The sequence below is a fragment of the Carboxylicivirga sp. M1479 genome, from assembly GCF_007097485.1.
Taxonomy (GTDB): Bacteria; Bacteroidota; Bacteroidia; order Bacteroidales; family Marinilabiliaceae; genus Carboxylicivirga.
In genome coordinates this window covers 15,174-28,957 of record NZ_VKDE01000017.1, presented here as the reverse complement: position 1 = coordinate 28,957, position 13,784 = coordinate 15,174, and the positions used below count along the sequence as shown (strand labels likewise).

At 35.9% G+C, this 13,784-nt stretch carries 13 protein-coding genes; 4 read left to right on the top strand and 9 right to left on the bottom strand.

Annotated elements, in window-relative coordinates; genetic code table 11:
- Nucleotides 1–402: 402 nt before the first annotated feature.
- The 6 genes from FNN09_RS11695 to FNN09_RS11670 form a co-directional block, all read right to left on the bottom strand.
- Entirely contained in the window at nucleotides 403–2,055 is a 1,653-nt protein-coding gene (locus FNN09_RS11695) for a hypothetical protein (protein WP_143302545.1), read from the bottom strand.
- Nucleotides 2,056–2,168: 113 nt separating this feature from the next.
- Entirely contained in the window at nucleotides 2,169–3,140 is a 972-nt protein-coding gene (locus FNN09_RS11690) for a T9SS type A sorting domain-containing protein (protein ID WP_143302544.1), read from the bottom strand.
- 188 nt (nucleotides 3,141–3,328) lie between these two features.
- A complete protein-coding gene (locus FNN09_RS11685; RefSeq protein WP_143302543.1) occupies nucleotides 3,329–4,111 on the bottom strand; it encodes a hypothetical protein in 783 nt (260 codons plus the stop codon).
- A gap of 325 nt (nucleotides 4,112–4,436) precedes the next feature.
- The gene (locus FNN09_RS11680; RefSeq protein ID WP_143302542.1) at nucleotides 4,437–5,414 is read right to left on the bottom strand and encodes a DUF6371 domain-containing protein; all 978 of its coding nucleotides are present in this window, start codon (nucleotides 5,412–5,414) and stop codon (nucleotides 4,437–4,439) included.
- Nucleotides 5,415–5,640: 226 nt separating this feature from the next.
- Entirely contained in the window at nucleotides 5,641–6,996 is a 1,356-nt protein-coding gene (locus FNN09_RS11675) for a DUF3987 domain-containing protein (RefSeq protein WP_143302541.1), read from the bottom strand.
- Nucleotides 6,997–7,010: 14 nt separating this feature from the next.
- A complete protein-coding gene (locus FNN09_RS11670; RefSeq protein WP_138529957.1) occupies nucleotides 7,011–7,292 on the bottom strand; it encodes a helix-turn-helix domain-containing protein in 282 nt (93 codons plus the stop codon).
- A gap of 367 nt (nucleotides 7,293–7,659) precedes the next feature.
- Here FNN09_RS11670 and FNN09_RS11665 point away from each other — a divergent pair, with 367 nt between their 5' ends.
- The 4 genes from FNN09_RS11665 to FNN09_RS11650 all read left to right on the top strand — a co-directional run bounded on the left by FNN09_RS11665 (nucleotide 7,660) and on the right by FNN09_RS11650 (nucleotide 10,122).
- Nucleotides 7,660–7,896, top strand: a complete 237-nt coding sequence (locus FNN09_RS11665; RefSeq protein WP_143302540.1) for a DUF4248 domain-containing protein — start codon at nucleotides 7,660–7,662, stop codon at nucleotides 7,894–7,896.
- Nucleotides 7,897–8,419: 523 nt separating this feature from the next.
- Entirely contained in the window at nucleotides 8,420–8,656 is a 237-nt protein-coding gene (locus tag FNN09_RS11660) for a DUF4248 domain-containing protein (protein WP_143302539.1), read from the top strand.
- A gap of 582 nt (nucleotides 8,657–9,238) precedes the next feature.
- Nucleotides 9,239–9,619, top strand: coding sequence for a hypothetical protein (locus FNN09_RS11655; protein ID WP_143302538.1), 381 nt, complete (start codon nucleotides 9,239–9,241; stop codon nucleotides 9,617–9,619).
- Between the two features lie 5 nt (nucleotides 9,620–9,624).
- Nucleotides 9,625–10,122 carry a transcriptional regulator gene (locus tag FNN09_RS11650; RefSeq protein ID WP_143302537.1) on the top strand — a complete coding sequence of 166 codons (498 nt, stop codon included), beginning with the start codon at nucleotides 9,625–9,627 and terminating at the stop codon, nucleotides 10,120–10,122.
- A 209-nt stretch (nucleotides 10,123–10,331) separates the two neighbouring features.
- Here the strand turns inward: FNN09_RS11650 and FNN09_RS11645 are convergent, their stop codons facing one another.
- From FNN09_RS11645 to FNN09_RS11635, 3 genes are all read right to left on the bottom strand, one after another.
- Entirely contained in the window at nucleotides 10,332–11,159 is an 828-nt protein-coding gene (locus tag FNN09_RS11645; protein ID WP_143302536.1) for a DUF4372 domain-containing protein, read from the bottom strand.
- Between the two features lie 162 nt (nucleotides 11,160–11,321).
- Nucleotides 11,322–12,287 (bottom strand): DUF4340 domain-containing protein, encoded by a 966-nt coding sequence (locus FNN09_RS11640; RefSeq protein ID WP_143302535.1) that lies wholly within the window; start codon nucleotides 12,285–12,287, stop codon nucleotides 11,322–11,324.
- Nucleotides 12,280–13,779, bottom strand: a complete 1,500-nt coding sequence (locus FNN09_RS11635; RefSeq protein WP_143302534.1) for a GldG family protein — start codon at nucleotides 13,777–13,779, stop codon at nucleotides 12,280–12,282. The genes FNN09_RS11640 and FNN09_RS11635 overlap by 8 nt, the downstream gene beginning before the upstream one ends.
- Nucleotides 13,780–13,784: the final 5 nt, after the last annotated feature.

Below are 13,784 nucleotides of genomic sequence, written 5' to 3'. Positions count from 1 at the left end.
CTAATGCGGATTCAAATTGTGTTCATACAAATATTTCAATATTAAGAATAGCATGATAAGTGTTATTAGAATGAAAGGTATTTTTTCTACCAGTTTAGGTTTTTCCATCGTCATTAATTTTAAGCCACTAAACTACCTCCAAGGCATACAATATTAGGGCTAATTATATTCCAAAGACTAGGCAGAAATAGTCAATACACTATAATGTAATTAATTTTCGGGTTCTAAGCCCCCCAAGTATATATAACCCATGCATTTTCAGGAAAAACATCCTCTGCCTGATTATTATTGAAGGCTATAAGTAGTCCTAGAAAGGTAGTAAGCCCTCTCGATCTGAACAGACTAACAATTAAAAATTGCATTGATTTACCTACTTCTATTTTCATTTGCTCTTAATGACACTTATACTTTTATTACTCTCAAAAAACTAATGACAGGTTCGAAATTACCTTGGCCATGTATTTCTAGATCGAATGGTATACTTTTAGTTTTAAAATCAGCTTCAATAAAAAAGGTTGCCGTTTTAATTTTGCCGGTGTTTTCGCACTTTATAGCTTTCTTTTCGAGACCTTTCGTCCCCTGGTAAATAAGTGCCCATTCTCCATAACCAGTGTCAATATAGGATACTTTAATAGCAAATTTTTTGTTGGAAGCAAGAAAGATATCATCCACATCAAATCCTATTTTTGAACCTTGCCTCGCCACATAGTCGTAATATTTGCCGGGTTGAACCATCCACATTTCTATAGGATGTTCCACTTTTATCACAGGCTTGGTTTCATACCCAGGCATGTCACGTTGAAAAACCCATCTTTCAAAGTTTTTTACCGGACGCTGTCGCAGATAACTTTCGCGAAGAAAACACCAAGCATCTCCAGCATCTTTCCTTGTTTTTCCTAAACTAAGACTTACCCAGGTCAGCATATCTGGCAATAAGGAAAATTCATTATTTAAAAGGTAATTACAACGCATTTGCAATAGCCTTAAATTGGCTGTGAAGTAGCGGTAGGGGTAGGGGTATGTGTTTGGTCCAAAACGAAATCCGCGTTCTGGAGTGGCCCAAGTCTCTTCGTATTCCTCATTTTCTTCGCCATGGATCAGGTTGTTTTTAATAATGGGGTTGGTTTCATCAACCATTAAATAGTTTTCATTATCTAACAATTGACCTATGTTTTCATCAGGAATATGGTACAGATACATCTCCACAAAGCCACGTCGGATGCCAAATCCTTTGCTAAAACCATAGTTAGACAGACCACCCATAAACACTTTATGTTCTACTCCAGAACATGCACTAGCCCAGGCATCGATGCGCTCACGAACATGTTGAACGGTATCGTTGGCACTTGCATTGTGTTCCGGGTAAGGGCCTATTCCTTCATCGCCATTGGAGGGTGATGCATATCCCAGAAACAAACCTTTAACTTCCGCCATCTGGGGAATGCCACTATTTCCCAGAGCTTGGATAAATTTTATATAAAGCTTATGGAACTCAGGATGGCTTACCTCATAGTTGATTTTTACCGGGTTTTCTTTATGCTCCTTGCGGATGGGGATATTGTATGTCTTAATCCAATCTGGTGCAAAATCGGTGGCTGAAAAGTGTATACGGACAATTGAGCCGTAGCCTTTTTGATAGGCTGCCTCAATGTTGTTTATTAAAGGCTTAAAATTAATTTCACCTTCAACAGGTTCTAAATCCCTCCATCTGACCCAATGAGAGATAACCGGGTTGCATTTGAAGTGAATAGCAGGCAGTTGATTTATTTTATAGATACCAAGTCCAAAGTTACGAGCAATACATAAACTTGATTTATCAGATGGTTCAACATTATCAGGTAGCGACCAGTCCCAGCCGTCTATTACTCTTTCCTTAGAAAACCATAGAGGATTTGTTATTTCTGACATAGGTGTTTTTTGATATTCTCCCCAATAGGAATAACCTATCTCTGAGGGTTCTGCCTCGTCATGCTGAGAATAAGCATCACAAGAGGTTATTGCAAAAAAAGCTGTGATAACCGCATATAATATAGCATGTCTCTGGTAATTGCTCATCTTGTTTTTTTAGTTGTTATAAAAAAGGGAAGCAGGTCTGTATAGCTTCCCTCTTTATTTAACTTGCTTTATGCTTATAAAGATTTAATTGCCTCTGCTTAACCTACAGTGGTCTATTTAATTACCAATTTACTGCTTGATATACCATTTTCACGGGTAACACTTAGTAAGTATAGTCCTTTTGAAAATGGCTTAAGGTCTAACTGAAATTCTGACGCATTTACATTCACATCAGTCATTAATTTACCGGATAAAGCATATAATGAAACTCTTTTAATGTTTGTTTCACTTGAGATGGTAGTGGTAGTGCTGGCCGGGTTTGGAAAAATTTTAATTCCCAAATCCATCTGGTTATTGGATATAGCAGTGGCAATGGTAGCACTTACATTATACTCCACAATTTCATCTAAGCGGCTTTCCCATCCTAAACCAACTGGTACCAGAGTGGTACTTATCTTATACGTACCTGTGGCCACAGGAATATCTGCTGCTACAGGTAAATCTACATTTATCGTTCCGGTACCCGCTTCAACCGTTAATGTTCCTGCTCCATATTTGGCCCAGCTTCCACCGTTTTCTTGGATAAGGACAGTTATATCGCGCTGTTGAGTAGCCTCATACTCCACTTCAATTGAAACCGTTTCTCCTTGTGCAACTTCAGTAGGTGCGGTGACATTAATCAATTGATCAATCGGCCCTGCTGGTGCTACAGCGTCAATATTATAAAGGTTTAATTCGTGAAGTCGGTCTGGATACCCACCACCCACTGGTGCAATAAAGGCGCCCACTTTATAAATATCTACTGCAGGTGGAATATTTGCTGTAACTGTCAGGTTTATATTTACAGAACCAGTTCCTGCATCAACGGTTACCCTGGCACTTCCATAATTGGTCCAGTCAACGGTTGATTGAAGGCTGATAACAATATCACTTTGTGCAGAGGCCACATAGTCTACAGTGATCATTTCAGTTTTACCACCCTCAACAGGATCAGGTGCTGTTATGTTTGTTATTTCCTGAGCATTGGTCTGGTCAAAAGCAAATAATAGACCAGTAAAGGTTAAATAAAGTAGTAGTTTTTTCATAATAATTTTGAATTAATTGTTAGAAACTTGTATTCTTAAACTTAGGAATTAGACATTTATTCCATTGCACATTTTTAGACCTAAAGATGGCGTGAAATAGTTTATTGCGTTTAAACCATACTCAATTATAATGTATGTTTTTACTTGCATGGCTTCAGAATTACTATGTGCAGTTTTTGAACGAATGTCTATTTTTTACCTTTCTTTTTCTTTTCCTTTTTACCAGCAGTGGCAGCTGCTGCATCCAGTTTGTCCTCTATGATATTATCCAGCCTTGATTTCCAGTTTTCGCCAACAGGTACAATAGCAACTGCTAAATTATATGCATCGGTGGCCAGCGGAATATCCTTAGATACAGTTAATTCAATATCTTTTGTGCCTGAGCCTGCTGGAACTTTTAGTTTGGTAGAAGCATAATTAGTCCAGGGTTCTTTGTTTAGTGTCAGATTAATAAGAATGTCGCGTGGTTCGCTGGCCTCATATTCTACTGTTACTTTTATTTTTTCTCCTGGAGAAACCTGCTCTGGCGCAGTTAAACTAATTATATCATCTAATGCAGCGGCTTTAACATCTACCGGGCTGTTAGATGATACTGCATCCACATTTGTGTTAGAGCGTTCATCAAGTCGATCTGGGTAACTCCCGCCAACTGGTGCCAGTGCAACACCTATTTTATAGGCATTAGTAGCTAATGGAATTTCTGAAGATACCGGTACTTCAATTGTCACCTTGGTTTTACTTGGTTTAACTTTCACTCGCTCCCAGGCATAGCTTTTCCATTCGCCACCATTTTCCTGTACATTAACAAGAATGTCCCTGGATTTGCTAATGTTGTATTCAACAGTAACCTTTATTGTTTGCCCAGGTGAAACTTCATTGGGTGAAATGACGTTAATTATTCGTTGCGCATTAGCATTTTCTATCGCAAACATAAAACCTACTAAAGCCAAATAGAGTACTAGTTTTTTCATATTAATTTGAATTTAATTATTTGAAACTTACGGATTCAAACATAAATATTAGGTTCAAAATCTATTGCCTAGTTTTATTCCAAAAGATGACTAGATTTGGTTCCATAAGGAAGTTACTTCCGCTTATCCTTACTATTCTCAGGGAAAATAATCACATTCATCATTTCCGCATAAGCAATACGCATACTCATAAAACCCCAAATCGTGAAACACATTTATAATACCAGTTTATGAGACTGTCAAAGCCTGTTCAGGATGTATGAGAAAATGTTGTCTCAGCAAACGGTGGTTTTATAAGACTTTGAGCAATCCAAAGAATTCAATATTATAAAGAAATAATTAGATCAAATTTCTCTATCAATACGCCCAAGTACTTATTATTCCTTTTAAACTTATCAATTAGAGCTTCGGGACCAGTCAGATACTGTTTCGTTTTGATAGAGATAACCAAGTCAGCGATATCATCACCTTCATTTAAATCGGTATTCTCCAGAACGGTATTCACATGAACATCAAAGCAAGCACTTGTTGCAATTTTACTCCATTTATCAAATGCTTTCCCTTTATCTGGAAATAAAGTGACCTGGTAACCTTTGAGCGTATTTAGCTTTTGCACATTCAGCATTTCAATAGAACCAACAGCTATCCAGTTATATTGCGGATAATACAATGCTCCGAAGATGGCATTCTTTTCACCTTCGGCAATGGCCACAGGTATTGTCTTATCAATAAGCAGGTGAGCGCCAAAGAATACTTGTTTTAAATTGAAGTCCTTTTGCTTAGTAATATGATGCACCCAGTTGATATATCCAACCCGCTTTAGAGTTTTTGAATTATATAGCATTACCTTACCGGTCCTTACTTGTCCCAATCGATTGACCTGCCAGAAAATTGTGTTATTGCCTTTTGCAGTACCTACGAAATACCTTTGTAATACCTCCAAAACCATAAGTTTCGGAAAGTATTTACTCAAGCCTACCGCAAAATTATTTTGATGGTAGTTGGAAAGAGAAGCTTGCATCAACCTTTTGTCAATACATGAAGGAGGTTTGATGATTGGTTTTGACTTAGGTGTTGATATAGGAAAATCATCTAGTTTGTATCCATTTTTCACAAAGTACATTTTAGGTGTGAAATGGTAACCACATTTCTCCACACGATTACACCTACCCGTATAATCAGACAGATGTTTGTTGGTATGATTATCTACATACCTGGTAAAAGTACGCTGGTGGCATTGTGGACAATGATACCTGGTTGACCGTCCTTTATATTTTTCCAATGAATAACGAATATCTGACATTAGGGAATTTTTTTGTTTTAGTGGAGTTTGTGGAGTAGTGGAGGATTGTTGTTTTTCAGACACTTAGTACTCCACACCACTCCACTCACTCCACAGCTTCATAAAAAATGTGATTATTTTGCTTGGTAAATGATACTTTGCCACTCCACACATACTACACTCAAACTCCACACATAAAGCACTGTGAATCAAGTAAACTCCACAACTCCACAAACTCCACAGTATTCTAGTTTAAAACCTCTGTTTCATACACTCCCTTTTGCACCTTATAAGCTAGCTTTGTATTGCTGAGTAATTGGTAGGCATATGACTCTTTAGCAATACCCATATGGCCTGCCATTTGAATAAACTCTTTGTTGGTAAATTCCTTTTTCCCAATCTTTTTTATGACTTGTAATACTTTGCCCTCCTTGGAGTTGTCCTCATACACATTCAAAACCATGTTATTGAGTTTTAAAGCATTGACATAGAAGTAATCCTTTAGCATAATGGCTTTCTTCATAGCACTTTCACCTACACGCTCGATAGGTAGATTATCGAAAAAGCTATTCGAAACCTCCAGTACAAGTGCGAACCTTAAAATGTACCTATCCAGCTTTGACAGTATTCCGGAAATCATTGAGTCCTTATTGGATGGTGTTACATGCTTATTCACTTCATTAATGAATAATTCGTCAGCCATATCAGATAATACTAACTCTTCAGTATTATTCTTCTGAGTAACGGCATCAAGAAAATCTTTCATTTTTGAATGAAACTGTTCTATCGTATAATCATTGGGATTTGTCCGCTTCACATATTTCTTCTCCATCTTCAATGGGATCGCAAATAAGATACGTTCAAAAAATCCATCCTTTATATCTTTGGCTTTAAAGGAGGCAATCACGTCATCCTGTATGCTACCAACGATGGAAACACAGGGCATACTTAATGATGAACTTTCGGCCTCTTTTCTATCCAACGAAATAGGCGCTCCATCCCAAATGGATAAGAACTGACTTTGCTTTGATGTCCCACTATATCCAATCAGATTCAAAATGAAACTTTTGAATTCATCAGGCATTAATATCATGCCATTCGGATTTTGCTTATGAATATTAATCAGGGCCTCAAAGGTAGGGTCGGTGGAATACAGCTTCTTCTTACTTGGTTTCTTCTCACCACTATCAGGATTATAGTTGGCTATGGCTGATTCATATTCCTGGTCATATTGCTTCTGTAAATTTTTAACCGCTTTAAATGCCGTTTTTAATGGCGCACTTTTATTTTGACCTGACTTGCCGACCAACACCACCCACATGGATGGATTTTCTACCCACTCAATGTGTTTACGCAGATGATATGAGTTTCCTATAATGCCTGCCAAGGCTGTCAGTATGCTAACAGAAGTATAATCAATATTATAATTCCCATTTTCATACAGTTCAAGAATGGTATCCTGAATAAACCTTGGAAATATACATAAAGGAAATTCAGATTCACCTGCCTGCTTTAGCCTGACATTGGCTTCTTCTAAGGATAGTTTTCCAGAAGTAAGGTGTGCCTTTCCCAATTCTGTTTTATCGTTTTCAATTGACTTCATACGCTTACAAAGAATTACCCATTAATACTTTCCAGGTATGCTTCAATCTCCGAAGCTTTGTAATAGATTTTACGACCAGTCTTTTTGTAGGCAATCACTTTATTATCACGCATGGTTTGTAAAGTCCGTCTACTGACATTTAATAGTTTGCATACTTCTTCGGTAACATACCAACGATCCTTAAAACCATCATTTTTGGCCACATTGATACTGTCAATCTTATCGTTTATATGGTCAATCTTGCCCATTAACTTATTGAAGAGGTGTTCATCTACGATTACAACTGTCTTGCTCATTTTTATTCGATTTTTAATACATTATTAATTTCACGAGTCAAACCTAAGCAATACAGTACACTGACTTTCTCGTAAAAGATAGTAACGGAAAGTAAAGGAGAGTAAAAGCAAGTAAAAAATTGTTTTGTATCGTATTTTATCGTTTTAGCGGTTCTTAATTGAGCGCAAGTAAATATTACTGAGTACAGACTAAATTACTTCATACTTCTAATCCTTGACATTTTTCTATTTAATGCTATTTGTTACTATCTAAAAATCAAACGCTTTTACTTTTATTACTATTTATTACCATGTTCTTCATTTCTTTTGTAATTGCATTCTATTTCTCTATAATTGAATCAGAAAAACGCAAAAAGGACTCACAAAAATGATATTTAGAAGAACGATTTTGAAACAAGATTTGGCCATTAAATTATATCCACAAAGCTCAAATATAAATGCAGCGATGCAGTTGCTCCGGAAAGAAATAAAACTATCACCTGAATTGAATAACAAACTCGATTTATTGACAAGAAATAAACGAGCGCATTATTATACTCATAAAGAATTGGAAGCAATTCTGGAGCATTATTGCATTAGCCAGGAAGAATTTAAGCTATTGTAGGGGCTTCTTGGATGAAATCATGGCAAAACGCACTAAAAACCATGCAAAAACAAGCTCAAAAGCACTATCTGTACCAATAAACAGATTGCTTTTGAGTGCTTTTTCATGCTTGAGGGTACTTTCAGAGCATATGCAGACCATATTTCACATGCTTTTGAGCGCTTTGCCCATTTCGTAGTGTATATTAAGCATGCTATTTGAATGCTTTCAAAATTCCTGAGAGTACTTTTGGGATGCTTTATTCATTATCAATAGTGCTTTGTCCACTTGGTGTAAATCCTCCACCAATATGAAAACAACACCATTGGTGAATTAGGAAAATGCTTCGTTTTTTAGAGTGCTTTTTGAGCACTTTATTGGGAATTATATGGTCTGTCGTGCATGAAACCAATAAAAGTTCAAATTGTCGTTAATTGGCTAAGTTGTGTCCGAAATTGGCATAGCTGTAAGTCGCTAGTTTTGTGATTTATAATATAATTTTACAACCATCAAAATGAAGTAGAATAATATTAAACGCAATACGATGATATTACCCCGAACAATACTAAAACAAAAATTAGCTATTAAACTATACCCTCAAAGTTCAAATACAATTTCCGCAATGCAATTACTGCGTAAGGAGATTAAACTATCACAGGAATTAAGCACTAAGCTTGATAAGCTGACACGTAATAAACGTGCCCATTATTTTACTCACAAAGAACTCGAGGCAATCCTGGAACACTTTTGTATTAGTCAGGAAGAGTTTGAAGGGTTGTAGAGGTTTGATAAACCGGAATATCCACTAAATAACGCAAACTATACTCATTCGGGTATAATATTCTACCTTAATGGTCGTATTATACCCGAAAGGGTATGTTTATTTTCGAACAAAATTATCTTGTGTAGTTATTCTCCGCATCGTCCCGTCTAAAGGGTACTTTTAATATGTGGCAATTTTAGTATATGTCGATGTATCAGTTTTTGTATATGAATCCATTCTGTTCCACTGTATATATGAATATTACGCGCTACTATAAATCATTTAAATATGGATATAAGGCAAGGCGTCAAAAAGTATGGCATGTGATGCATCATCACATATTTGTATTAAAAGGGTCAGTATTTTAGTAGTCTGACTACGGAAATAGAGGATAATTTAAACTAAATATTCTAAGATGAGCCATGCTAGTGTAACTAACAATACGACTATTTAACATTTGATATTTCACTTAAAAAATATCAAGTTATTTGATCAAAAAACATATCAACATGTTAGTATTTTCGTGAACAAACACAGTGAATTCCCAATGGTTGGGAATATTAAAAAAGATTTAGTATCTTTGTATTAAAGATTTACAATATGATAGAACTACCGAATACGGTTGATAATATTGAACTTGTACAAGAGTTCATAAATGAAACAAGAGAAAGGATATCCAATGGGGTTGATATTACTTTTACAGCAAAGGCTAATTCAGAATTGGAAGACTTAATGCTTGAATATGATATTACCGTTGAAGACATAGAACATACCATATTGAATCTTACTCCAGAGAACTATTATAGAGGCATAGATCCTTCTGGTAAAGCTGATTTTAACGTATGTGCCTTTCGTGCTTTTGTTGGTAAAGATAATGTTGAGATATATTTAAAATACGGACTTGAAGAGGACGGTTTACAAATACTAGTTTTTTCTAATCATATTCCTGATTTTCCGATGAATCAGCCATTTAAAAGTTAGAAACTATGAATGCTAAAAAAGTTTTAACAAGAAAAAATAAGCCTACTGAAGAATTACATGAGACTGTAAAAAAGAATTACAAAGGCTTGGAATTATCATACGTAGAAGCATACTACTTAGATTATGAAGTAGATGAAAATACGGGCATGATTAATAGAGAAAAACAAGTTAAGCACTATACTAAGAATCAAGCAACTCGTAACTTAAAAGCTTTGAAAAGTGCTTACCTAGTTGCTAAAGGAGCTGCTGCTCCTGATGAAATAATTAATTTTAGAACGAAGTACCATATTGCTGCATCAACATTAAGTGTAGTATTAGGATTTAGTAAAAATACTATATCTAATATTGAGAATGAGGGTGTGACATCTTTGGCTAGTGGTAGGTTGATTAAGATGTGCCTGAATAATTTGGATATAATGTCGCACTACGTTAAGATTTGTGATGCCATTGATAACCATAAAAAAACTGAAATTTCGCAAAAATTGATGCAACAAGGTTTGTAGAGTTACTCATATAAAATAATTAAAAGCAGTTGTTTCTTTATTTGAGCCAACTGCTTTTTTAATGCCAAATCCACTCTTATAGCCGCATATATATACGTCGAGTTTTCTGATCAAAATACTTGACAAAAAATCCATTTTTAGGTTCGGTTCCTTTTTGCTACTTTTGGAGGGAAATGAGTTCATTAAAACGCATTTGAAACGGGCATTTTTTAGCCTTTTTTGGTGCCGCCATCCTCATTCTCCGGATAGTATTCTAATTCTATGGTCTGATCCTTTAGAACCTTGGCAATGCCTTTCTTTCGATAACCTGTTTTATGTGTTTCTACCACTGTGAAAACAGCATTTTTCTTTAAGCGAGTGACAAAGTACACCTGTTGGTTAGTCCATAAAGCAAACTGATGATAATAGTTGTAAGCTTTATCGAAAACTATCATACTGTGCGATATTAGTTCTAAGCTCTTGAGAAAGTTTTTGTCATGCACCTTAGCTGCTGTAACTTTTACAAACCTACCGACTGATTGCACGGCATCAATAAGCATATGTACTTTTAATCCGCCTTTCTTTTTGCCATCTCCTTTAGGATTGCGACCAACACCTTTAAGTACATCACTGAATAAACGAATAGTTGTAGAATCAATCAAAAGCACCTCTTTGAAGGTCAGGCCATAAGTTCGGCTGTCCGACAAAAATGGTTGGTATTTCTTAACCAATTCGAAATATAATGATTCAAAAAATTGATTGTCCCGATTACGTAATCCATCTCCTGCCGTACTCTTGGCAGGTGCCTTATCAAGACCCAAATGGTTTAACTTTCCGCCTAAGGCCCGCAGTCCTTCAAAGATTTCAGTCATAGAATCACAACGGCTAAAAATCCCAAATAACATGGTGATAATATGGGTTCTAGTCTTAAAAGCTTTGTAGTAATGGTCACTATTGTGAAGCTTAATGAGCGATGATATGTCTACGACTTTAAGCAAATCTATTATCTGTTTGAATATCGGCTGACCGACAAAATTTATTTCATTATTTTTACTCATGTTGTAAAATGTTTGTGCAAAATCAATTTACAACTTTGAGGGGAAACCTTAAGGGAGTACCCTCTTTTAAAAGTTTACTCGGTCACTAGTGATAAAGTTAGTTTTTATTGTGCCCCTAGTTATCCGTTAGGCAACTAGGGGTTTTCTCTAATACAAAGCTGTTTATTTCAACAGCTCCTTTTTTGAAATAAACAATTTATTGAAATTTGAACTTAGGGCTTCTTTAAAAACAGTTCCTTGGTTTTGAGTAGTTGTCAATATAGCTTCTTCATTCTCAATCACTGCATTCACCTCTACTTGCTCCCCATTATCTGAAAAGATTTTCGTTTTATGAGTAAATGAGGTTCTGTTGCCACCTGTAAAGCTGTTACCTTTCAACGAAGTAATTCCGGATAAATAATTGGCTACAGATGCAGAATCAAGCTGTATACCATTACTCATCCAGACCCCTTCGTTTTTAACCATGGTAAACGAACTGTCAGCAGGATAACTAAACTCAATTTTGTTAATATTGGTTTTATTTGTTTTTAATAGGGTTTTATCCCTAAACGCATCTACATTTCTATTGGCAGAACTACCCAAGAACCCCTCAACTGCATAAACCTCTTTTTCGTCATTATATCGCACGTAAGATGTCATGGTGCCTTGCGGACGCATATAAGGGTTTTGTTGCATCATAGGGTTTGTTTTGGGTTGGGAATACGAAAACTTTCCGATGTATATTTTTGCTAATTCCCCTTTAGCTCCCATAAACTGCACTTCTGTAGAAAGTGAATCTGTCAATTCAAATTTATCCCATCCATCTTTTGTTTGAGAAGCAAGCCTAATAGGCTTTAGTCCATTTAATTGATTGATTAATTGTTCTATTGTTACTGCATCACCATTATATGACTTTCCGTCAGATACAACTCTCCAATCCTCATTATTCTTTTTAAGTTCTATACTCTTGCCATTGAGCATTTTGGGTTTTACAATTACAGATGTAATTACATTTTCTTCAATATTAAATAGTTCAGTCTTGAGTGTATTAACACCTCTTCTGTTATCCAATACCTTTATACCAACAGTTAATATGAGCAGGCCTAAAAATACCCAGCTCAACGTTTTTATATTCAATTTTCTAAACATAGCTTTCTCCTTTAATTTTTAAGCGGGTAAATTTTCTTCTTTGATAACGATAAATACCAATACCCAGAATGATAAGGATTGGTAGAGTAAAGTTTAGAATTTTCAACAAGTTCTTATCCCCATCGTCTAACTGGTCTAATGGTCGCATCTTTACCTGCTTACTCCTTAATTGAATAAGTCCGGTATCATCGCTCATATAATCAATAGCATTCACAAGAAAATTGGCATTATCAGGTTGAACCTGGCGTACCTCCTGCCCGGAACCATTAATGGCCAAATCACCATCTGTGATTACTACTAATTTATGATTGTCTTTTTCCATAAGTCCTGAAACTGTAAGTTTTGAAGCTGTAAAGTCCCTTTCCTGCCATTGTTTTTCAATATTAAAATAAACTGGAGCTGGTTGTTTTCCTGATTTATCCGAGGTAAAGACCAATGGCGTAAAAGTGCTTAATGAATCCCCACTAAAGGTTAACGAACTACCAAATTGCATAATCATTGTTCCTAACCCTTGTGTGATAGGATGGTCGGCGAAATTGGATAAAATTGGTAAATAAGGAAAGTTAATCGGACGATTAACCGTAAAAATACCTTGGCGTTGTTGAACATTTACAGAACCACAATTGGCATCCACAACAAAATCCTCATTAACGGTAAGTCCTTGTTTTTGCAGCCAATTACCCATTCCTGTATATTTAGCAAAGCCCATTCCTTGATTTAATTGAGCATCAACCTTATTAAAAGATACAAGTAAGTTTCCTCCCTGATTTAAAAAATCCTCTACGTAAGTAAAATGCTCTTTAGGAATTGAATCCTGAGGGTTTATCCAGGCCAGTGTTTTATACTTGCTGAGATTTACACTATCTGATAATGCGACTTCTTCCGGCACATATAGAACTTCCAATCCTTGAATTACCTGTATTTGTTCATTTAGTGTTGGCTCTCCATGACCAACAATAAAGCCAATTGCATCCTTATCCGGAATTGTCATCTTTTTAATGGCTGTTGTTAATGCATATTCCATTTGTGCACCAGGCTGAATAAATGGTATTGTTTCAGAGTTTTCGCCAATCTGCACTAAAGCCCCCATATAGGCTTTTTTTGTACTAGCCTGGTCTTTCTCTCTTGCTTCAATCATCACTGTCTGAATTCCCGCCTGTACAGCTTTCTGTTCTTCCTGCGCATCTTCATTGGGATTAATAAATTCAAATACTAGTTGATGATTGCTTCGAGATGCATATTCTGCCAATAAATCTTTAAAATCATTTCTTAATTGGTCGAACTGAGGTTGCAAACCTTCAGAAAAATAAGCAGTTACTGTTATTGGCTCTGTAATATCTTTTAAAATATCTTTGGTGGTTTCACTCAATGTATATCGCTGGTCTTCTGTAAAGTCAAGGCGAACAAAAAAACGATTAGCCAAAACGTTAATTAAGACCAAAACACCTAAAGCCAATGCGATATAATATTTAAATCGTAGCTTGTCGTTCATGATTT